Genomic DNA, 19,045 nt, shown 5'->3' on the forward strand with positions numbered 1-19,045 from the left:
GGCCCGCCGGGAGGGCGCAAGCGCTCAGCTTTCCAGCATCCGGCGCAGCAATTCCACATCCTCGGCGAAGGATTGGTCGGCCGCGCGCAACTCGTCCACCTTCTTCACCGCATGCATGACGGTGGTGTGGTCGCGACCGCCGAATTTGCGGCCGATCTCCGGCAGCGAGCGGGCGGTGAGCTGCTTGGCGAGATACATCGCCACCTGACGCGGCCGGGCGACGGCGCGGCTGCGCCGGGCGGAATGCATGTCGGCCACGCGGATGTTGAAATGTTCGGCCACGCGCTTCTGGATTTCCTCGATCGTCACGCGGCGGTCGCTGGCCCGTAACAAATCCTGCAGCACCTCCTGCGTGCCCTCCAGCGTCACCGGGCGGCCGACAAGCTGGGCGTGGGCGACGATGCGGTTCAGCGCCCCTTCCAGCTCGCGCACGTTTGAGGTGACCTTGTGGGCCAGGAACTCCAGCACCTTTTCCGGGATGGTGACGCCGGTATTCTCCGCCTTGGCCTGCATGATGCCGAGCCGCAGCTCGTAGCTGGTCGGGTGGATGTCGGCAACCAGCCCCCAGCCGAGGCGCGAGCGCAGCCGCTCCTCCATGCCTTCCAGATCGTGCGGCGACTTGTCGGCGGAGATGACGATCTGCCGGTTGCGGTCGACCAGCGCATTGAAGGTGTGGAAGAATTCCTCCTGCGTCGAATCCTTGCCGCTGATGAATTGCACATCGTCGATCATCAGCAGGTCGACCGAGCGGAACTGTTCCTTGAACGCCACCGTGTCCTTGAAGCGCAGGGCGCGGATGAACTGGTACATGAATTTTTCCGCCGACATGTAGATCACACGGCGGTTCGGATCGCGCTTGCGGATATGCCAGGCGATGGCATGCATCAGATGCGTCTTGCCCAGGCCGACGCCGCCATACAGGAACAGCGGGTTGAATGGCACGGTCGAGCTTTCGGCCACGCGCCGGGCGGCGGCGAAGGCCAGCTCGTTCGGCTTGCCGACGACGAAATTCTCGAAAGTGAAGCGATTGTCCAGATTGGCGTCGAGGTCAAGCAGGTCGACCGGCAACTGGGCGCCGTCCGCCGGCACGATCGCGGGCGTTGCAAGCATTGCCGGGGGGGTGGTCGGGGGAGTCGTCGCCGTCGCGCGATTGGCGGCGACCGGCGTTTCCGCCGAGGCGGCGGCGGAGGCGCGGGCCACGATGTCGACCGAGCGGATTGCCGGATCCTCGCTGCCCCACAAGGCGCGCAGCCGGTCGGCATAATGGGTGGCTACCCAGTCGCGCATGAAGCGGGTCGGCACCGACAGGGTCACGCCGCCCGCCGTCGCCTCGATCAGCGTCAGCGGTTTCAGCCAACTGCGGAAGGCGGAATCGCCGACCTCGTGGCGCAGACGGTTACGGACCCGGGTCCATTGCGCGCTCAACTCGCCTGGAAAAACACTTTCCTCAATATGCGCCTTGCCGACCTGAACCATCTTCTGTGGCCTTCTCCGTTTTATATTTGATGACCATCTCGACACGATCCTTTGCCGGGGATCGCCGAGGCGGCCTCTCTTGTGCCACCGCTTTGGGAATGGGTTGCAAGAGGTTGATGAATCAAGACTCTCTCACGGCCCACGACCTACAATAGAAGCTTGCTTGTCGGGTCATCTTAAAAAGAAGCGTCCGATTTTGCGGTCTGGCGGCGGTAAAAAGCAAGAAAGTATTGTTCCTTTGCCAGTCCCGTAAAGTAAATCGCAAGCATTACAAGTTTGGCGCTTTTTGTGTCTTTAGCCGGCTTTTTGCTGGCTTTTAAATTTAAAGGCCGCGCGTCCCGTAATTCTGTTTCGCTTCTTAGCGCCGCCCCTGTGGAAAATGTATCTAGCCCTATTTGGACTCGCAACAGGACGAAAAGGGAACGATGAAAAAAGTTCGTCACGTTAGCGTAACGCAATAGGGCATCGACGCCGCGGACGCTGGAGTCCGCACCGGGATGCCGTTATTGGGGTCGAGGAGGCGCAGCGACGACCCGTGGCGTGAGCCGGGGGGCGGTGCGCTGCGCGAAAGGGAAGGCTCTTAGAGGGCCTTGATGCGGGTCGACAGCCGGGACAACTTGCGCGCGACCGTGTTCTTGTGCAGCACGCCCTTCACGACGCCGCGCTGCAATTCCGGCTGGGCGGCCTTGAAGGCATCGGCGGCGGCGGTCTTGTCGCCCGACGAAATAGCCATCTCGACCTTCTTCACGAAGGAGCGAATGCGGCTGACGCGCGCCCGATTGATCTCGGTGCGGCGGGTGGTCTGGCGGATACGCTTTTTCGCCGACGCTGTATTGGCCATGGTGCCTTGCCTACGTAGTTTTTGTCGCCTGATCTAAAGGAGGGCGGGTTATATACCCGGCCCCCCATGCCGTCAAGACCGCTGTGGATAATCCTATTCGTCCTTGAAGGCCGGCTTGCGCTTCTCGACGAAGGCGGCCATGCCTTCCTTCTGGTCGGCCGTGGCGAAGGTGGAATGGAACAGCCGGCGCTCGAAGCGCACGCCTTCGGTCAGTGTGGTTTCATAGGCGCGATTGACCGATTCCTTGGTCATCATCGTCACCGGCTTCGACATCGAGGCGATGCGTTCGGCGGTCTTGATCGCCTCGTCCACCAGCTCCGCCGCCGGGACCACGCGGCTCACCAGCCCGGCGCGCTCGGCCTCCTCGGCGTCCATCATGCGGCCGGTCAGGCACATCTCCATCGCCTTGGACTTGCCGACGAAACGCGTCAGGCGCTGCGTGCCGCCGGCGCCCGGCATGGTGCCGATGGTGATTTCCGGCTGGCCGAACTTGGCGGTGTCGGCGGCCAGGATGAAGTCGCACATCATGGCGATCTCGCAGCCGCCGCCCAGCGCATAGCCGGCCACTGCCGCGATCACCGGCTTACGGCACTGCGCCAGCCGTTCCCAGCCGTCAGTGATGAAATCGCGCTTATAAGCGTCCATGTAGGAGAAGCCGGCCATCTCCTTGATGTCGGCGCCGGCGGCGAAGGCCTTCTCGCTGCCGGTGACGACGATGCAGCCGATCTCCGCATCCGCTTCGAAATCGTCCAGCGCCTTGCCCAAATCGGCAATCAGTCCGGCGGACAGCGCGTTCAGCGCCTTCGGACGGTTCAGCGTGACGATGCCGACCGCGCCGCGCTTGTCGGCGATAATATTCTCATAGCCCATGATCTATTCCCCCACTCCCGTTATCGTCGGGTGTCTCGTGTTTTGGCGGTCAGCGTGGCGAGAGGGAGAAGCGCACGCTCAGCACGCCCTCCTTCCGGGTCAGGTCGAGCGTCAGCTCCTCGCCTTCCCGCGCATAGCGGGTCGGGGTCTCGGCGGTCCAGCCGAGTTGCGGCAGGGTGGCGGCGTAGAAGCGCAGAACGTCCTCCTGCGCCATGCGGCCGGCCGCATAGGATTCGACGATCCGCCCGGCCGGCGAATCGAAAGTGACGCCGGTGTCGGGAACCGCCTCAAGCCCGGGGGCCAGCGGCAGATCCTCGAAACCGGGAACGAACGCCTCCGCCGAGCGCGCCGGTGCCGCCTGAACCAGGACCAGCATCAGCGCCGTCAGCAGGAAAGGAAGCCATCGCCACGCCTTCATGAGGACCGTCTATACCATCAGCTCTGGCAGCGGGCACAATAGAAAGTCGACCGCCCGGATTGCACCAGGCGCAGCAGCGGGCGGCCGCAATCGGCGGCTGCGCAGGCCAGCCCCTCGCGGTCATAGACCTTGAAGCTGTGCTGAAAATAGCCCAGCTCGCCATCCGCCTGGCGATAGTCGCGCAAGGTGGAGCCGCCGGATTCGATGGCTTCGGCCAGCACCTGCTTCACGGCTGTCGCCAGCTTCTCCGCCCGCCCGCCCTGCACGCTGGCGGCCAGCCGTCGCGGCGACAGGCCGGCGCGGTACAGCGCCTCGCAGGCGTAGATATTGCCAATGCCGGCAACCACCTTCTGGTCCAGCAGGGCCGCCTTGATCGGCGTGCGCTTTCCCGCCAGTGCGGCGGCCAGCGCCGGCCCGTTGAAGGCGTTCGACAGCGGTTCCGGCCCCAGTCCGGCCAAGAGCTTGTGGCTGTCCAGCGTCTCCAGCGTGGCCAGATCCATCGAGCCGAAGCGCCGCGCGTCGTTGAAGCGCAGCCAGACGTCATCCTCGGTCGCCAGCACGATATGGTCGTGCTTCTCAAGCGCCGCTGGGCGGCCCTGGGTGATCAGCATGCGGCCCGACATGCCCAGATGGGCGATCAGCACCGTGCCATCCTCGATTTCCGCCAGCAGGTATTTCGCGCGCCGGCGCAAGGCGATGATTCGCCGGCCCTGGAGGCGCGGCACGAAATCGGGCGGCAGCGGCCAGCGCAAATCCGGCCGGCGCTGTTCGACATGAACCAGCCGGCGACCTTCGAGGAAAGGCGCCAGGCCGCGACGAACGGTTTCGACCTCTGGGAGTTCGGGCATGCGGGGGAAGCGCCTCTGTTGCAACCGGCGTCACCGTAGCGAAACCGGCTTCCAGACGCTATCTTCCTGCTGCATGTCCCGACAGAACCAGGATAAACGGCCGCAGATGCAGGCGAGCACGGACCAGGAGAAGGCCCCCTTCGGCTTCCGCGAGGTGGCGGCGTCGGAGAAGCACGGGCTGGTGCAGACCCTGTTCGACGGGGTGGCGCAGAATTACGACCTGATGAATGATTTGATGAGCGGCGGGGTTCATCGGCTGTGGAAATCCGCCATGCTCGACTGGCTGGCGCCGCGTCCCGGCATGACTCTGCTGGACGTCGCCGGCGGCACCGGCGACATCGCCTTCCGCTTTCAGGAGCGGGGCGGCGGGCCAGTCATGGTCTGCGACCTGACGCCGGGCATGCTGGCGGTGGGCCGCGACCGCGCCATCGACAAGGGGCGGCTGACGCGCTTCGCCGAGGGCGGCATCGACTGGGTCGCCGGCAACGCCGAGCAGCTGCCGGTCGCCGACCGCTCGGTCGACGCCTACACCATCGCCTTCGGCCTGCGCAACGTGACCCGGATCGACAAGGCGCTGGCCGAGGCGTTCCGCGTGCTGAAGCCGGGCGGGCGCTTCCTGTGCCTGGAATTCAGCCAGGTGGTGCTGCCGGTGCTGGACAAGCTGTACGACACCTATTCCTTCAGCGTGCTGCCGGCGCTGGGCCAGTATGTGGCCAAGGACCGCGAGGCCTATGTCTATCTGGCCGAAAGCATCCGCACCTTTCCGCCGCAGGAGGATCTGGCCGCGCGCATCCGCGCCGTGGGCTTCGAGATGGTGAGCTACCGCAATTTGTCGGGCGGGATCGCGGCGCTGCATTCCGGCTGGCGTCTATAGCGCGATGATCCGCGCTCTTCGCAATACGGTCCGGCTGCTGCGGATCGGCCGGACGCTGGCTCGGCACGATGCGCTGTTCCCGCTGGAGCTGTTTCCCGCCTATCCGCTGCTGGGCTGGGTGTCGCGGATTTTCTCCCGCAAGGGCGTGCCGGGCCGGCCCGGCGAGCGGCTGGCGGCTGCCTTGCACGAGATGGGGCCCAGCTTCATCAAGCTGGGACAGACGCTGGCCACCCGCTCCGACCTGATCGGCGAGGAGATATCGGCCGATCTGTCGCGCCTGCAGGACCGGCTGCCGCCCTTTCCGGGCGTCGAGGCCCGCCGCACCATCGAGCTGGAGCTGGGCCAGCCGCTGGAAAGCCTGTTCGCCGCCTTCGACGAGGCGCCGGTCGCCGCCGCCTCGATCAGCCAGGTGCATTTCGCCGAGACTCTGGAGGGCGAGAAGGTCGCGGTGAAGGTGCTGCGGCCCGGCATCGAGCTGGCCTTCGCGCGCGACCTCGACCTGTTCGCCTGGATCGCCGCGCTGGTGGAGCGCACCCAGCCGCAGCTCCGCCGGTTGAAGCCGCGCGAGGTGGTGGCCATCTTCGCCGCCACGGTGCGCGCCGAGATGGATCTACGCTTCGAGGCCGCCGCCGCCGCCGAGCTGGCGGAGAATTTCGCCGATTATGACGGCTTCCGCGTGCCGCGCATCGACTGGCCGCGCACCGCGCGCCGCGTGCTGACGCTGGAGCGTATCGACGGCCATCGGATCGACGATGTGGAGATCTTGCTGGCCGCGGGGCACGATCCCGACCTGTTGCTGAAGCGCTCGGCCGAAGTGTTCTTCCTGCAGGTGTTCCGGGACGGCTTCTTCCATGCCGACATGCATCCCGGCAACATGTTCGTCGATGCGGCCGGCGATCTGCGCCCGGTCGATTTCGGCATCATGGGGCGGCTGGACGTGAAGACCCGCTATTTCCTGGCCGACATGATGGTGGGTTTCCTGAACGGCGATTACCGCCGGGTGGCCGAAGTGCATTTCCAGGCCGGCTATGTGCCGGCCGACCAGTCGATCGACGATTTCACCCAGGCCTGTCGCTCCATCGGCGCGCCGATCCTGGGCCGGCCGCTGCACGAGATTTCCGTCGCCCGGCTGCTCGCTCAGCTTTTCCAGGTGACCGAGGCGTTCCAGATGGAGACCCAGCCGCAGCTCCTGCTGCTGCAAAAGACCATGCTGGTCGCCGAGGGGGTGGGCCGCCGGCTGAACCCGCGCCTGAATATGTGGGAATTGGCGCGCCCGCTGATCGAGCGCTGGATGCGCGAGCATCGCGGCCCGGAAGCCCGCATCCGCCAGGCCGCCCTGGATATCGGCCATGTCGTCGAACGCCTGCCCGCCCTGCTGGGCCAGATGGAGCGCGCGGCCGACCGGCTGGCCGATCCGGCCGGGGTGAAGCTGCATCCCGATACCGCCGCCGCCTTGCTGCGCCGCCGGCGCGCGGGGCTGGTCGCGCAATGGCCGGTCTGGGCGGCTCTGGCGCTTGTGCTGGCGATCGCGCTATTGTCCTGACCGCTGGTGTAGAACCGAGGGAACAAGAATGCTGGCCGGCAAGCGCATCCTGCTGATCGTCTCGGGCGGCATCGCCGCCTATAAGAGCCTGGAATTGATTCGCCGCCTGCGCGAGCGCAAGGCCGCCGTGCGCTGCGTGATGACTGAATCGGCCGAACAGTTCGTCACCCCGCTGTCGCTGCAGGCGCTCAGCGAGGACAAGGTCTATCGCGCGCTGTTCTCCCTGACCGACGAATCGGAGATGGGGCACATCAACCTCTCCCGTCAGGCCGACCTGGTGGTGATCGCCCCGGCTACCGCGAACATCCTGGCGAAGATGGCCGGCGGCATCGCCGACGACCTCGCCACCACGCTGCTGCTGGCGACCGACAAGGACGTTCTGGCGGCCCCGGCGATGAATGTGCGGATGTGGAACCACGCCGCCACCCAGGCCAATCTCGCCACGCTGAAAAGCCGGGGCGTGCGCTTCGTCGGCCCGAACGAGGGCGACATGGCCTGCGGCGAATTCGGCCCCGGCCGCGTCGCCGAGCCGATGGAGATCGTCGCCGCCATCGAAGCCTATTTCGGCAAGGATGCGCCGCTGGTCGGCCGCCGCGCGCTGGTGACCAGCGGCCCGACCTATGAGGCCATCGACCCGGTGCGCTTCATCGGCAACCGCTCCTCCGGCAAGCAGGGCCACGCCATCGCCGCCGCCCTGTCGCGGGCCGGGGCGGAAACCACGCTGATCACCGGCCCGACGGCCGAGCCGGCCCCGCAGGGTGTGCAGGTTGTGCGCATCGAATCCGCGCGGCAGATGCTGGCGGCGTGCCAGGACGCCCTGCCGGTCGACATCGCCGTCTTCGCCGCCGCCGTGGCCGATTGGCGGGTCGCGGGGCAAGCGCCGCAGAAGCTGAAGAAGCAGGAAGGCGGGCAGCCGCCCCGCCTGGAGTTCGCGGAGAATCCCGATATTCTCGCCACCATCGCCCGGCTGGCGCAGGGCCGCCCCGGCCTGGTGATCGGCTTCGCCGCCGAGACCGAGAATATGGTGGCGAACGCCGTCGCCAAGCGCGCCCGCAAGGGCTGCGACTGGATGCTGGCGAATGATGTCTCGACCGGCACCGGCACCTTCGGCGGCGACGCCAACACCATCCATCTGGTCACCGCCGACAGCGTCGAGGATTGGCCGCGCCTCACCAAGCAGCAGGTCGCCGACCGGCTGGCCGCCCGCATCGCCGAGCATTTCAGGAGCCTTCCGGCATGAGCCTTCCCGTATCCGTCCGCACCCTGCCGCATGGTGAAGGGCTGGCCCTGCCGGCCTACCAGACCGAGCACAGCGCCGGCCTCGACCTGGTGGCGGCGGTGGCGGAGGAGGTCGTCCTGGCCCCCGGCGCGCGGGCGCTGGTGCCGACCGGCCTGACCATCGCTCTGCCGGCCGGATTCGAGGCGCAGATTCGCCCGCGCTCCGGCCTGGCGCTGAAGCATGGGATCACGGTGCTGAACACACCGGGCACCATCGACGCCGATTATCGCGGCGAGGTGAAGGTGCTGCTGATCAATCTGGGCCAGGAGCCCTTCACCGTGCGGCGCGGCGAGCGCCTCGCCCAGATGGTGGTCGCGCCGGTCACCCGGATCGAGTGGCGCCCGGTCGCCGATCTGGACGAGACCGCGCGCGGGGCCGGCGGCTTCGGCTCCACCGGAACCGCCACTGGTACAGGAGGGCGCTGATGCTGAAAGCTTCCCGCAAGCTGCTGTTCGCCATCGAGGCGGTGCTGGACATCGCCTATAACGCCGCCAACACACCGGTGCAGAGCCGCGACATCACCGAACGCCAGGGCATTCCCCGGCGCTATCTGGAACCGGTGCTGCAGCAGCTCGTCCGCGCCGACATCCTGACCGGGGTGCGCGGCCCGCGCGGCGGCTACCGCCTGGCCCGCGAACGCCGGCGCATCAGCCTGGGCGAAATCTGCCGCATCGTCGAATCCGGCAGCGTCGAGCAGCAGGAGGCGCTGGAGGACACAGAGGGCTCCGATCTGGGCCGCGAGGTGGTGCGCCCGCTCTGGGCCGAAATGCAGGCGGCCCTGCTGGAAAAGCTCGACGCCATCAGCATCGAGGATCTGTGCGAGCAGGCCCGCCAGAAGGGCATCGACAGCGCCGCCAAGGCCCCGCTGGACTTCACGATCTAAGGGCCGCGTTCGCTACTGCACCTTCTCGTCCGGGTAGGTCCCCCAGAATTCGATCGGCTGGACCCAGCCTTCCAGGCCGGCGGCGCGCACGCGGCACCAGGCGGGGCGGCATTCGATCAGCTCGCCGACCACGCCGGGCTCGGCCCGGGCGACCAGCGGGGCGCTTTCGCGCGGCTCGCGGCGCAGGCTGGCCAGCGGGGCGGTGAAAATCACCGTGCGCTTGCCCGACAGCAGCGACTGGTGCACCCAGCCCTCCGTGCCTTCATTGTCGCGGATGCGCCGCCAGGTATCGAACTCGGCGACGATCTCAACCGGCAAATTCTTGCGCAGGAACACCCAGTCGACCGGATAGCGCACGCCCGGTCCGGTGCGGATATTCACCTCGCCGGAGCGCAGTGAGACGAAGCGCGGGATCGGCAGGCCCGATTGCGCCTGCGCTTCCGCCATCGGCGCGGCCAGCAGGAACAGGAAGGCGGCCAGCAGGGTGAGCAGGGCGGGGCTGGCCGAAAGAGGTCGGGCCAAAAAAGGTCGGGCCATCGGGGGGAAGCTTTCTGGAAACGGCATGGCCGGCGGAATCGTCGATTCTGGTCTGGACCGAGGAGCGGGCCGCATTATAACGAAGCCGTTCTCCGGCGGGTCAAGAAAAGCGCCGCAGGCATATCCGCGCCATAGCAGGTGCCGCGCGAGCGGCGCTCATGCTAGGGTCGGGGAAATCGTCGGAAGGTCCGAACAGGGACGGAAAGAAAGCATGCCGACCAGCGTCAAGAAGCCGATTGTCGTCGTCACCCGCAAGCTGCCGGACGCCATTGAAACCCGGATGATGGAGTTGTTCGACGCACGGCTGAACCTGGACGACCGGCCGATGAGCCCGGCCGAGCTGATCGAGGCGGTGAAGGTGGCCGAGGTGCTGGTGCCGACTGTCACCGACCGTGTCGATGCGCGGATCATGGCGCAGGCCGGCCCGCAGCTCCGTCTTATCGCCTCCTTCGGCACCGGCGTCGATCATATCGATCTCGCAACGGCCCGCCAGCGCGGGGTGACGGTCACCAACACGCCAGGCGTGCTGACCGAGGATACCGCCGACATGACGATGGCGCTGATCCTCGCCGTTTCCCGCCGGCTGACCGAGGGCGAGCGGCTGGTGCGCGCCGGTAGCTGGGAAGGCTGGGGTCCGACGCTGATGCTGGGCCATCGCATCTGGGGCAAGCGGCTGGGCATTATCGGCATGGGGCGCATCGGCCAGGCGGTCGCCCGGCGGGCGCGCGGCTTCGGCCTGTCGATCCATTATCACAACCGCCGCCGTGTCCATCCCGACATCGAGAACGAGCTGGAGGCGACCTATTGGGACAGCCTGGACCAGATGCTGGCCCGCATGGACGTGATCTCGATCAACTGCCCGCACACGCCGGCGACCTACCATCTGCTGTCCTCGCGCCGGCTGAAGCTGCTGCGGCCGACCAGCATTGTGGTCAACACCTCGCGCGGCGAGGTGATCGACGAGAACGCGCTGGCGAAGTCGCTGGCCGGCCGCGAGCTAGCCGGGGCTGGCCTCGACGTATTCGAGCATGAGCCGGCGGTGAACCCGAAGTTGCTGGAGCTGGATAATGTGGTGCTGATGCCGCATATGGGCTCGGCCACCATCGAGGGCCGCATCGATATGGGCGAGAAGGTCATCATCAACATCAAGACCTTCGTCGACGGCCACACCCCGCCAGACCGGGTGCTGGAGCAGATGTTCTAAGACCCGGGGGCCTCCGGGTCGACCGCATCGGCTATCCGGTTCTTCATCCGGCGCGGCGCCAGCTTCATCACCAGGATGAAGCCGGACAGCAGGAAGCACAGGCCGTTGGACAGCATCAGCGGCCATTGCCCCAGAATCGCGCCATAGCCGAGCCAGAGGGCGAAGCCCAGCACGGTGATGACATACATCGGCAGCGACAGATCGGCGGTCTGGCGCGTCTTGATGATCTTCCAGGCCTGCGGCGCGAAGCTGGTGGTGGAGCAGATCGCGGCGGCGAAGCCGATGGCGGTGGGGATGTCGATGGCGGCGATGTCGATGGGCATGAGCCAGTAACGCCGCCGACGCCGCATTGTTTCCAGGACAAGAAGCGGATAGCGAGCGGCAGGCGCATAGGATTGAATGCTGGCATTCAATGGAGAAAGCCACCATGCGCACATCCCACTCGCCCGACCCCGCCCCACTGATGGGGCCGGTGGAATGGCTGCTGCTGTTCACCCTGTCGGTGCTGTGGGGCGGCTCCTTCCTGTTCGCGAAGATGGCGGTGACGCATGTGCCGCCGCTGGTGGTGGTGTGGGCACGGGTGCTGATCGCCGCGTCGCTGCTGCTGGCGCTGCTGCCGGCCTTCGGCGTGAAGCTGCCGCGCGACGGGCGGTTCTGGCGCGATGTCGCGATCATGGGGGTGCTGAACAACGTCATCCCCTTCGCGCTGATCTTCTGGGGCCAGGTGCATATCGGCGCCGGCCTCGCCTCGATCCTGAACGCCACCGTGCCGTTCTTCACCGTGCTGCTGGCGCATCTGCTGACCGGGGACGAGCGGTTGAGCGGCGGCAAGCTGGTTGGCCTCGCCATCGGCATCGCCGGGGTCACGGCGATGATCGGCCCGGACGCGCTGGAGGGCCTTGGCGGGGCGACGCTGGCGCAGTTCGCCATCTTGGGCGCGGCCCTGTCCTACGGGTTCGCCAACATCTTCGGCCGGCGCTTCAAGGCCCGCCCGCCGATGGCGCTGGCGGCCGGCCAGCTCTCCATGTCGACGCTGATCCTCACCCCGGTGATCCTGGCGACCCAAGTTCCGTGGGGGTTCCTGGGCGCGCTGGCCATGCCGCCGATGCAGGCGGTTGGTGCGATCCTGGCGCTGGCGGTGCTAAGCACGGCGCTGGCCTATGTCATCTTCTTCCGGATTCTCGGCAAGGCGGGGGCGACCAACATCGCGCTGGTCACCTTCCTGGTGCCGGCCAGCGGTGTGCTACTCGGCGCGCTGGTGCTGGGCGAGCGGCTGGAAGCCCGGCAGCTGCTGGGCCTCGCCGCCATCCTCTGCGGCCTGGCGGCGATAGACGGGCGGTTGCTGCGCCGGCTGGGGCTTACGCGACCTGCCTGATGCTGGGCTGGCTGCCGCAGAGCGGGCAATCCGGGTCTTTCGGCACCTTCACGCTCTGGAACCGGCTGGTCAGCGCGTCGTACAGCATCAGCCGGCCGGCCAGGCTATCGCCCAGGCCCAGTATTTCCTTCAGGATCTCGGTCGCCTGCAGCGTGCCGACGACGCCGGCGACCGCGCCCAATATGCCGGCCTGGGAGCAGCGCGGGATCATGTCGGCCGGCGGCTTCTCCGGGAACAGGCAGCGATAGCAGGGATTGCCCGGCTGATGCGCCTTGAACACCGAGATTTGCCCCTCGAAGCGCAGCAGCGCGCCGGAAACCAGGGTCTTGCCGGCGAAATAGCAGGCATCGTTCAGCAGATAGCGGCAGTCGAAATTATCCGAGCCATCGGCCACCACATCATATTGTGCGACCAGACCGGCGACGTTTTCCGCCGTCAGCATCTCGCGATGGGCGACGATCTTGATGCCCGGGTTCAGCGCCGTCACCGTGTCGATCGCGCTGTCCACCTTCAGGCGGCCCAGATCGGCGGTGCCGTGGATGATCTGGCGTTGCAGGTTCGACAGCTCGACCTCGTCATAATCGACGATGCCCAGCGTGCCGATTCCCGCCGCCGCCAGATACATCAGCATCGGCGCGCCAAGCCCGCCGGCGCCGACCACCAGCACCTTCGCGTCGAGCAGCTTTTCCTGCCCCTCCTCGCCGACCTCGTCGAGGATCAGGTGGCGGGCATAGCGGTGGAATTGCTGCTCGTCGAGTTCCATGGGCTCAGGCCCCCTGGCCTTACGCTGAAGTATCGACCCGCTGCGGCTTCGCCGTCGACTCGCCCTTGGCGACGCCGACCATGGCGGGACGCAGCAGCCGTTCGTGGATGATATAGCCCGGCTGCAGCACCTGCACGACGGAGCCGGCGGGATGGCCGGTATTCTCCAGCTCGAACATCGCCTGGTGCTGGTTATAGTCGAACGGCTCGCCCGCGGCCGGGGAGATGCGCTGCACGCCGTGCTTCTCCAAGGCGGAGAGCAGGGACCGTTCGGTCATCTCCACGCCTTCGACCAGCGCCTTCACCGCTTCGTTGTCGGCCGCCGATTCCGGCACGCTTTCCAGCGCCCGGCGCAGATTGTCGGCCACGGTCACCATGTCCTTGGCGAAATTGGACTGGCCGAACTTGCGGTCCTGCTCGCGGTCGCGCTCGAAGCGCTTGCGGGCATTGTCCAGCTCGGCCACGGTGCGCAGGAGCTGGTCGCGGGTGCTGGCCAGCTCCTGGGCGAGCTGTTCGGCGCGGTCCGGCTCGGCCTCCTTGGCGGCGTCCTGGGCCGCCTTGGCTTCCTGGTCGCTGGCCTCGGCCTCGGCGATCTCCGCATCGGTCAGGTCGGCGATGTCGGCCTCGTCCTGCTGATGAGCCTGGGTCTCGTCGTGCTGCTTGTTCTGGGTCATGGCTTCTTCTGGTTTCCGTCTTCTCAAATCAACCGATCATCCGCCCGATGATCTTGGCCGTGTAATCGACCATCGGGATGATCCGCGCATAGTTCATCCGGGAGGGTCCGATGACGCCGATGGCGCCCAGCACCTGTTCCCGGCTGTTGGCGTAGGGCGCGACGATCATCGAACAGCCGGCAAGGCCGAACAGCTCGTTCTCCGCGCCGATGAAGATCTGCACGCCCTCGCCCTTGTTGGTCGCCTCCAGCAGCCGGACCAGGCTTTCCTTGGTTTCCAGCGTCTGGAACAGGGTGCGGATGCGCTCCAGATCCTCCAGTGCCGTCACATCCTCCAGCAGCCGGGACTGCCCGCGGACGATGAGATAGCCCGAACCGTCGCCGGCCGTCCAGTTCGCCAGGCCGGCCTCGACAACTTTCTGGGTCAGCGCGTCGAGCTGGGCGCGCTGCTGCACCAGCTCCTGCTGGATGAAGCTGCGGGCCTCCTCCACCGTGCGGCCGTTGAGCCGCGCATTCATGTAGTTGCTGGCCTCCATCAGGGCGGAGGGCGGCATGCCGGGCGGCAGGTCGATCACCCGGTTCTCCACCATGCCATTGTCGGAAACCATGACGACCAGCGAACGGTCCGGCGCCAGGCTAACGAATTCCATGTGCTTCAGGCGCTGGTCCAGCTTGGGCGCCATCACCAGCCCGGCGCAGTTGGCCAGGCCGGAGAGGGTGGTGGTCGCCTGGTCCAGCACATCGCCGAAGGAGCGGCCGACGGCGGCGCATTTCGCCTCGATGGCGCTGCGTTCGCCCTCGTTCAGCCGGCCGACTTCCAGCAGCCCGTTCACGAACATGCGCAGTCCGGCATCGGTCGGCAGGCGGCCGGCAGAGGTATGGGGCGCGAAGAGCAGCCCGGCTTCCTCCAGATCGGCCATCACATTGCGGATGGTGGCCGGCGACAGCGACATATCGAGACGCCGCGACAGCGTGCGCGAGCCGACCGGCTCCCCCGTCTCCATATAGGCGTCGACGATGTGCCGGAAAATCTCGCGTGATCTTTCGTTCAGCTGGCTGATCATCAAATTGGGTGCAGGGCTGGAAAATCCGAACAAATCCGCTGGCTTCCGCTAATGGTCAGGGCCACCCGAATCTAGGTACGCGGGGGTGGGGCGTCAATGCGTCCTCGGCGGATGGCGCGTCGGGCTGGACGGGCAGGCGCTCAAGCGGTAGCTTCCGCCGCCATGATCCAGAAAAATCGGAGGTAAGGATGCGACCGTCAGGCCGTGCGCTCGACCAGATGCGCGCCGTCACCCTGGAGCCGGGTGCGTGCAAATATGCCGAGGGGTCCTGCCTCGTTAAATTCGGCGATACCCATGTGCTGTGCAGCGCCTCGGTCGAGGACCGGGTGCCGCCTTTCATGCGCAACTCCGGCAAGGGCTGGGTGACGGCGGAATACGGCATGCTGCCGCGCTCGACCCACACCCGCACCGACCGCGAGGCCGCCAAGGGCAAGCAGAGCGGCCGCACGCAGGAAATCCAGCGCCTGATCGGCCGCTCGCTGCGCGCCATCACTCAGACCGGGAAGATGGGCGAGATCACCATCAAGATCGATTGCGACGTGTTGCAGGCCGACGGCGGCACCCGCACCGCCGCGATCACCGGGTCCTATGTGGCGCTGTATCAGGCATTCCAGCATCTGAAGCGGCTGAACATGATCAAGGAAATCCCGCTCAGCGATTCGGTCGCGGCGATCTCCTGCGGCATCTATAAGGGCCAGCCGGTGCTCGATCTGGATTATCCGGAGGATTCCGATTGCGACGCCGACGCCAATTTCGTGCTGACCGGCATGGGCGGCATCGTCGAGGTGCAGGGCACCGCCGAGGGCGCGCCGTTCAGTCAGGCGCAGCTTTCCGAGCTGCTGGCGCTGGCCAATAAGGGCATCGGCGAGCTGGCGGTGCTGCAGCGGCAGGCGCTGGGGCTGTAAGCCATGGCGCGTCGTTTCACCGAGGGAAAGCTGGTCATCGCCAGTCACAATCCCGGCAAGGTGCGCGAGATCGGCGAGCTGTTGACGCCTTTCGCCGTCGCGGTGGTGTCGGCCGGCGATCTCGGCATTTCTGAGCCGGAGGAAACCGGCCTGACCTTCCTGGCCAATGCCGAGCTGAAGGCCCGGCATTCGGCCGAGGCCGCCGGCCTGCCGGCGCTGGCCGACGATTCCGGCCTGGCGGTAGCGGCGCTGAACGGCGATCCCGGCATCTATTCCGCCCGCTGGGCCGGCCCGTCGAAGGATTTCCAGATGGCCATGCACAAGGTCGAGGACGGGCTGTCGGGCAAGACGGACCGCAGCGCCAGCTTCATCTGCGCTTTGGCGCTGGCCTGGCCGGACGGCCATGTCGAGACCTTCGAGGGCACGGTGGACGGCACGCTGGTCTGGCCGCCGCGCGGGGAAAAGGGCTTCGGCTACGATGCCATGTTCCAGCCGGCCGGGCAGAGCCTGACCTATGGCGAGATCGAGCCGGCCGACAAGCACGCCACCAGCCACCGCGCCGCAGCCTTCGCCAAGCTGGTCGATCGCTGCTTCAAGGGCTGACCCATGGCCGGGCCGGACACGCTGGCGGTCTATGTGCACTGGCCGTTCTGCCTGTCGAAATGCCCGTACTGCGACTTCAACAGCCATGTCGCGGCCGGCATCGACCATGCCCGCTGGCGCGCCGCCCTGCTGCGCGAGATCGATCATTACGCCGACCGCACGCCGGGACGCCTCGTCATCTCCATCTTCTTCGGCGGCGGCACGCCCTCGCTGATGGAGCCGGCGACAACGGCGGCGGTGATCGAGCATATCGGCCGGCGCTGGAGGCTGGATGAGGGCGTCGAGATCACGCTGGAAGCCAATCCCACCTCTGTCGAATCGGCGCGCCTGGCCGGGTTTCGCGATGCCGGAGTGAATCGCGTGTCGCTCGGCGTGCAGGCGCTGAACGATGCCGACCTGAAATTCCTCGGCCGCGAGCATTCGGCGCGCGACGCGCTGGCGGCGGTCGATCTGGCGGGGCGGCTGTTCAATCGTTTCAGTTTCGATCTGATCTATGCGCGACCGGGCCAGACGGTGGAGGGCTGGGTGGCGGAGATGCGCCAGGCGCTGTCTCATGCCGTCGGGCATCTATCGGTCTATCAATTGACCATCGAGGAGGGCACGCCCTTCTATGCCCGCCATGCGCGCGGCGAGTTCCGGATTCCCGACGAGGACACCGCCGCCGCGCTTTACGAGGCGACGCAAGCGGTTCTGGGCGAGGCGGGGTTGCCGGCCTACGAGATTTCCAACCATGCCAGGCCGGGCGAGGAATCGCGGCACAATCTGGCCTATTGGCGCTATGGCGACTATGCCGGCATCGGCCCCGGCGCGCATGGCCGATTGACTATCGGCGGCGAGAAGCGGGCGACCCGCCAGCACCGCGCGCCTGCCATCTGGCTGGAGCGGGTCGAGCGCGATGGCCACGCCACGCAGGCCGAGCTGCCGGTGATCCTGGAAGAGCGCCTGACCGAGATGCTGATGATGGGCCTGCGCACCGCGGAAGGCGTGCCGGCTGAGCGCTTCCGGCGGGAGACCGGCCTGGAGATGCGCGCCGCTCTGGATGCCGGCCGTCTTGCGCGCCTGGTTGAGGGCGGCTTCCTCGTCGCCGACGAAGCTGGCCTGCGCGCCACGCCCGAGGGCCGCCAGCGGCTGAACGCCGTGCTGCCGGCCCTGCTGGGATAGGCCGCCTTACAGCCCCTCGAACAGCGCGGTCGACAGATAGCGTTCGGCGAAGGAGGGGATGATCGCGACGATCAGCTTGCCGGCCATTTCCGGGCGCTTGCCAACCTCGATGGCGGCGGCAAGCGCCGCGCCGGAGGAGATGCCGACCGGCAGGCCCTCGGTGCGGGCGGCCTCACGCGCCATCTTGAAGGCGGTCTCGTTGCCGATGCGGATGGTTTCGTCGATCAGGCCGGTCTGCAGGATGTCGGGCACGAAGCCGGCGCCGATGCCCTGGATCTTGTGCGGGCCGGGCTGGCCGCCGGACAGGACGGGGCTATCCTCCGGCTCGACCGCGACGGTTCGGAAGCCGGGCTTGCGCTGCTTCAGCACCTCGGACACGCCGGTCAGCGTGCCGCCGGTGCCGACGCCGCTGATCAGCACATCGGCGCGGCCGCCGGTATCGGCCCAGATTTCCTCCGCCGTGGTGCGGCGGTGGACGGCCGGATTGGCGAGGTTCTGGAATTGCTGCGGCATGAAGGCGCCGGGCGTGTTGGCGACGATCTCCTCCGCCTTGGCGATGGCGCCCTTCATGCCCTTCTCCGGCGGCGTCAGCTCCAGTTCCGCTCCCAGCAGCTTCAGCATCTTGCGGCGCTCGACCGACATGCTCTCCGGCATGGTCAGGATCAGCCGGTAGCCCTTGGCGGCGGCCACGAAGGCCAGCGCGATGCCGGTATTGCCCGAGGTCGGCTCGACGATGATGGCGCCGGGCTTCAGCTTGCCTTCGGCCTCGGCGGCCTCGATCATCGCCGCGCCGATGCGGTCCTTCACCGAGGCCAGCGGATTGAAGAATTCCAGCTTGGCGACGATCTCAGCCTGCACGCCATGCCGGTCGGCCAGCCGCTTCACGCGGACCAGCGGGGTGGCGCCGATCGTATCGACGATGCTGTCATAGATCTTGCCGCGAAAGACCGGCTTCTGGTCGGACATAATACGCTCCCGATGTGTATTATTTGGCGAAATACGATGCTGATGCGTATTTGAGCAGAGTTTGGCCCGCTGACAAGAGGCAAAAGAAAACCCCGCCCAGCCTGACGGCGGGACGGGGAGTCTTGGGGCGTCGCTTCTTCTTATCGGGTCAGTCGAAATCCTGCGCCAGCGAGTCGCGCATGGCGGCGGGCAGGACGGACATGTGCGGATATTCCGGGTGGCTGAAGCCGACGATCACCTCGGTTTCCGGCTTGCGGAAGGCGGCGATCTGCGCCTCGGTAAACGGGAAGTGCACGAACTGCACGGAGGATGCCTTGCCATCGGCCGTTGTGCGGTCGACATCGTCCTCGGCCACGCCCTTCACGGTCTCGCCCGCAACCTTGACGAACATCTGATGCTCGATGCCGCCCAGCTTGCCCAGGATGCGGCGACGGCGATATTCGTCGTCGATCTCGAACATCACCGTGGCGACCAGCTCCTTGCCCTGCGGGATCAGCGGGTTGTAGGCGCTCAGCTCATCCTCGATCTGCGCGTCGCCGCCCTTCTCGATGTAGAGCATCTCCTGAACCTGGCTCAGCATCGTCTCGAAATTCTCGAAATAGAAGGTGGCGTGCGGGCCGACCTCGATGCGGCGGTTCTTCTTCAGCGCGACCACGGCGCGGCGGCGGTCGGCGCGGATCTTTACATAATCAGGCAGCGGCAGGATATCCGCGTGCGTGATCTGCTTGGCTGCAGCAGGCATCATGGGACCTCCGGTGGGTTT

General features: G+C 66.8%; 22 protein-coding genes. 10 read left to right on the forward strand and 12 right to left on the reverse strand.

Annotation, left to right across the window (positions count from 1 at the left end):
• Positions 1-24 precede the first annotated feature (24 nt).
• The 5 genes from dnaA to mutM form a co-directional block, all read right to left on the reverse strand.
• A complete protein-coding gene (gene dnaA / locus AUP43_RS00710) occupies positions 25-1,476 on the reverse strand; it encodes a chromosomal replication initiator protein DnaA (protein ID WP_067551187.1) in 1,452 nt (483 codons plus the stop codon).
• Between the two features lie 580 nt (positions 1,477-2,056).
• A complete protein-coding gene (gene rpsT, locus AUP43_RS00715) occupies positions 2,057-2,317 on the reverse strand; it encodes a 30S ribosomal protein S20 (RefSeq protein WP_067551190.1) in 261 nt (86 codons plus the stop codon).
• A 93-nt stretch (positions 2,318-2,410) separates the two neighbouring features.
• Positions 2,411-3,187, reverse strand: a complete 777-nt coding sequence (locus tag AUP43_RS00720) for an enoyl-CoA hydratase (RefSeq protein WP_067551199.1) — start codon at positions 3,185-3,187, stop codon at positions 2,411-2,413.
• Positions 3,188-3,236: 49 nt separating this feature from the next.
• Positions 3,237-3,605, reverse strand: a complete 369-nt coding sequence (locus tag AUP43_RS00725) for a hypothetical protein (protein WP_067551201.1) — start codon at positions 3,603-3,605, stop codon at positions 3,237-3,239.
• Between the two features lie 17 nt (positions 3,606-3,622).
• Entirely contained in the window at positions 3,623-4,453 is an 831-nt protein-coding gene (gene mutM / locus AUP43_RS00730) for a bifunctional DNA-formamidopyrimidine glycosylase/DNA-(apurinic or apyrimidinic site) lyase (RefSeq protein WP_067551203.1), read from the reverse strand.
• Between the two features lie 106 nt (positions 4,454-4,559).
• Here mutM and AUP43_RS00735 point away from each other — a divergent pair, with 106 nt between their 5' ends.
• Genes AUP43_RS00735 through AUP43_RS00755 form a run of 5 tightly spaced genes read left to right on the forward strand, consistent with a single transcriptional unit; the run spans position 4,560 to position 9,032 of the window.
• Positions 4,560-5,327, forward strand: coding sequence for a class I SAM-dependent methyltransferase (locus tag AUP43_RS00735; protein ID WP_067551205.1), 768 nt, complete (start codon positions 4,560-4,562; stop codon positions 5,325-5,327).
• 4 nt (positions 5,328-5,331) lie between these two features.
• Positions 5,332-6,870, forward strand: a complete 1,539-nt coding sequence (ubiB, locus tag AUP43_RS00740; protein ID WP_067551208.1) for a 2-polyprenylphenol 6-hydroxylase — start codon at positions 5,332-5,334, stop codon at positions 6,868-6,870.
• Between the two features lie 28 nt (positions 6,871-6,898).
• Entirely contained in the window at positions 6,899-8,110 is a 1,212-nt protein-coding gene (gene coaBC, locus AUP43_RS00745) for a bifunctional phosphopantothenoylcysteine decarboxylase/phosphopantothenate--cysteine ligase CoaBC (protein ID WP_067551210.1), read from the forward strand.
• Positions 8,107-8,574 carry a dUTP diphosphatase gene (gene dut, locus AUP43_RS00750; protein ID WP_067551212.1) on the forward strand — a complete coding sequence of 156 codons (468 nt, stop codon included), beginning with the start codon at positions 8,107-8,109 and terminating at the stop codon, positions 8,572-8,574. Before coaBC ends, dut begins: the two co-directional genes overlap by 4 nt.
• On the forward strand, positions 8,574-9,032 hold the full coding sequence (locus AUP43_RS00755) for an RrF2 family transcriptional regulator (RefSeq protein WP_067551216.1): 459 nt from the start codon (positions 8,574-8,576) through the stop codon (positions 9,030-9,032). The genes dut and AUP43_RS00755 overlap by 1 nt, the downstream gene beginning before the upstream one ends.
• Positions 9,033-9,044: 12 nt before the next feature.
• Here the strand turns inward: AUP43_RS00755 and AUP43_RS00760 are convergent, their stop codons facing one another.
• Positions 9,045-9,569, reverse strand: a complete 525-nt coding sequence (locus AUP43_RS00760) for an SH3 domain-containing protein (protein ID WP_067551218.1) — start codon at positions 9,567-9,569, stop codon at positions 9,045-9,047.
• A 211-nt stretch (positions 9,570-9,780) separates the two neighbouring features.
• Between AUP43_RS00760 and AUP43_RS00765 the strand changes: the two genes are divergently transcribed.
• Positions 9,781-10,773: a 2-hydroxyacid dehydrogenase gene (locus tag AUP43_RS00765; protein ID WP_067551220.1), complete on the forward strand. Its 993-nt coding sequence runs from the start codon at positions 9,781-9,783 to the stop codon at positions 10,771-10,773.
• Here AUP43_RS00765 and AUP43_RS00770 read toward each other — a convergent pair.
• Positions 10,770-11,096: a SemiSWEET family sugar transporter gene (locus tag AUP43_RS00770; protein ID WP_084462371.1), complete on the reverse strand. Its 327-nt coding sequence runs from the start codon at positions 11,094-11,096 to the stop codon at positions 10,770-10,772. The genes AUP43_RS00765 and AUP43_RS00770 overlap by 4 nt on opposite strands.
• 104 nt (positions 11,097-11,200) lie before the next feature.
• Here AUP43_RS00770 and AUP43_RS00775 point away from each other — a divergent pair, with 104 nt between their 5' ends.
• On the forward strand, positions 11,201-12,148 hold the full coding sequence (locus AUP43_RS00775; protein WP_232314840.1) for a DMT family transporter: 948 nt from the start codon (positions 11,201-11,203) through the stop codon (positions 12,146-12,148).
• Here AUP43_RS00775 and AUP43_RS00780 read toward each other — a convergent pair.
• Genes AUP43_RS00780 through hrcA form a run of 3 tightly spaced genes read right to left on the reverse strand, consistent with a single transcriptional unit; the run spans position 12,132 to position 14,647 of the window.
• Complete coding sequence (locus tag AUP43_RS00780; RefSeq protein WP_067551225.1) at positions 12,132-12,911, reverse strand: HesA/MoeB/ThiF family protein; 780 nt, start codon at positions 12,909-12,911, stop codon at positions 12,132-12,134. The two genes, AUP43_RS00775 and AUP43_RS00780, sit on opposite strands and share 17 nt — an antisense overlap.
• A 19-nt stretch (positions 12,912-12,930) precedes the next feature.
• Complete coding sequence (grpE, locus tag AUP43_RS00785; RefSeq protein WP_067551227.1) at positions 12,931-13,584, reverse strand: nucleotide exchange factor GrpE; 654 nt, start codon at positions 13,582-13,584, stop codon at positions 12,931-12,933.
• Positions 13,585-13,612: 28 nt separating this feature from the next.
• The gene (gene hrcA, locus AUP43_RS00790) at positions 13,613-14,647 is read right to left on the reverse strand and encodes a heat-inducible transcriptional repressor HrcA (protein WP_067551229.1); all 1,035 of its coding nucleotides are present in this window, start codon (positions 14,645-14,647) and stop codon (positions 13,613-13,615) included.
• A 188-nt stretch (positions 14,648-14,835) separates the two neighbouring features.
• On the opposite strand from hrcA, the gene rph reads away from it, so the two are divergent.
• From rph to hemW, 3 genes are read left to right on the forward strand one after another with little or no spacing between them, the layout of a single operon-like run.
• Positions 14,836-15,552, forward strand: coding sequence for a ribonuclease PH (rph, locus tag AUP43_RS00795; protein WP_067551232.1), 717 nt, complete (start codon positions 14,836-14,838; stop codon positions 15,550-15,552).
• Positions 15,553-15,555: 3 nt separating this feature from the next.
• A complete protein-coding gene (gene rdgB, locus AUP43_RS00800) occupies positions 15,556-16,155 on the forward strand; it encodes an RdgB/HAM1 family non-canonical purine NTP pyrophosphatase (RefSeq protein ID WP_067551234.1) in 600 nt (199 codons plus the stop codon).
• Positions 16,156-16,158: 3 nt separating this feature from the next.
• On the forward strand, positions 16,159-17,316 hold the full coding sequence (hemW, locus tag AUP43_RS00805; protein ID WP_067551237.1) for a radical SAM family heme chaperone HemW: 1,158 nt from the start codon (positions 16,159-16,161) through the stop codon (positions 17,314-17,316).
• 6 nt (positions 17,317-17,322) lie between these two features.
• Here hemW and cysK read toward each other — a convergent pair whose 3' ends face one another.
• Entirely contained in the window at positions 17,323-18,282 is a 960-nt protein-coding gene (cysK, locus tag AUP43_RS00810; protein ID WP_067551238.1) for a cysteine synthase A, read from the reverse strand.
• Positions 18,283-18,430: 148 nt separating this feature from the next.
• Complete coding sequence (locus AUP43_RS00815) at positions 18,431-19,027, reverse strand: DUF3501 family protein (RefSeq protein ID WP_084462373.1); 597 nt, start codon at positions 19,025-19,027, stop codon at positions 18,431-18,433.
• Between the last annotated feature and the right edge of the window lie 18 nt (positions 19,028-19,045).

The organism is Oceanibaculum pacificum (assembly GCF_001618175.1).
Taxonomy (GTDB): domain Bacteria; phylum Pseudomonadota; class Alphaproteobacteria; order Oceanibaculales; family Oceanibaculaceae; genus Oceanibaculum; species Oceanibaculum pacificum.

Bases quoted from the DNA above. Each gene is read 5' to 3' on its own strand.
- AUP43_RS00770 (WP_084462371.1), bottom strand. From the start codon at position 11,096: ATGCCCATCGACATCGCCGCCATCGACATCCCCACCGCCATCGGCTTC.
- dut (WP_067551212.1), top strand. From the start codon at position 8,107: ATGAGCCTTCCCGTATCCGTCCGCACCCTGCCGCATGGTGAAGGGCTG.
- AUP43_RS00720 (WP_067551199.1), bottom strand. From the start codon at position 3,187: ATGGGCTATGAGAATATTATCGCCGACAAGCGCGGCGCGGTCGGCATC.
- rdgB (WP_067551234.1), top strand. From the start codon at position 15,556: ATGGCGCGTCGTTTCACCGAGGGAAAGCTGGTCATCGCCAGTCACAAT.
- AUP43_RS00780 (WP_067551225.1), bottom strand. From the start codon at position 12,911: ATGGAACTCGACGAGCAGCAATTCCACCGCTATGCCCGCCACCTGATC.
- cysK (WP_067551238.1), bottom strand. From the start codon at position 18,282: ATGTCCGACCAGAAGCCGGTCTTTCGCGGCAAGATCTATGACAGCATC.
- rph (WP_067551232.1), top strand. From the start codon at position 14,836: ATGCGACCGTCAGGCCGTGCGCTCGACCAGATGCGCGCCGTCACCCTG.
- ubiB (WP_067551208.1), top strand. From the start codon at position 5,332: ATGATCCGCGCTCTTCGCAATACGGTCCGGCTGCTGCGGATCGGCCGG.
- mutM (WP_067551203.1), bottom strand. From the start codon at position 4,453: ATGCCCGAACTCCCAGAGGTCGAAACCGTTCGTCGCGGCCTGGCGCCT.
- hrcA (WP_067551229.1), bottom strand. From the start codon at position 14,647: ATGATCAGCCAGCTGAACGAAAGATCACGCGAGATTTTCCGGCACATC.
- coaBC (WP_067551210.1), top strand. From the start codon at position 6,899: ATGCTGGCCGGCAAGCGCATCCTGCTGATCGTCTCGGGCGGCATCGCC.
- AUP43_RS00755 (WP_067551216.1), top strand. From the start codon at position 8,574: ATGCTGAAAGCTTCCCGCAAGCTGCTGTTCGCCATCGAGGCGGTGCTG.
- hemW (WP_067551237.1), top strand. From the start codon at position 16,159: ATGGCCGGGCCGGACACGCTGGCGGTCTATGTGCACTGGCCGTTCTGC.
- AUP43_RS00765 (WP_067551220.1), top strand. From the start codon at position 9,781: ATGCCGACCAGCGTCAAGAAGCCGATTGTCGTCGTCACCCGCAAGCTG.
- rpsT (WP_067551190.1), bottom strand. From the start codon at position 2,317: ATGGCCAATACAGCGTCGGCGAAAAAGCGTATCCGCCAGACCACCCGC.
- grpE (WP_067551227.1), bottom strand. From the start codon at position 13,584: ATGACCCAGAACAAGCAGCACGACGAGACCCAGGCTCATCAGCAGGAC.
- dnaA (WP_067551187.1), bottom strand. From the start codon at position 1,476: ATGGTTCAGGTCGGCAAGGCGCATATTGAGGAAAGTGTTTTTCCAGGC.
- AUP43_RS00775 (WP_232314840.1), top strand. From the start codon at position 11,201: ATGCGCACATCCCACTCGCCCGACCCCGCCCCACTGATGGGGCCGGTG.
- AUP43_RS00760 (WP_067551218.1), bottom strand. From the start codon at position 9,569: ATGGCCCGACCTTTTTTGGCCCGACCTCTTTCGGCCAGCCCCGCCCTG.
- AUP43_RS00735 (WP_067551205.1), top strand. From the start codon at position 4,560: ATGCAGGCGAGCACGGACCAGGAGAAGGCCCCCTTCGGCTTCCGCGAG.
- AUP43_RS00815 (WP_084462373.1), bottom strand. From the start codon at position 19,027: ATGATGCCTGCTGCAGCCAAGCAGATCACGCACGCGGATATCCTGCCG.
- AUP43_RS00725 (WP_067551201.1), bottom strand. From the start codon at position 3,605: ATGAAGGCGTGGCGATGGCTTCCTTTCCTGCTGACGGCGCTGATGCTG.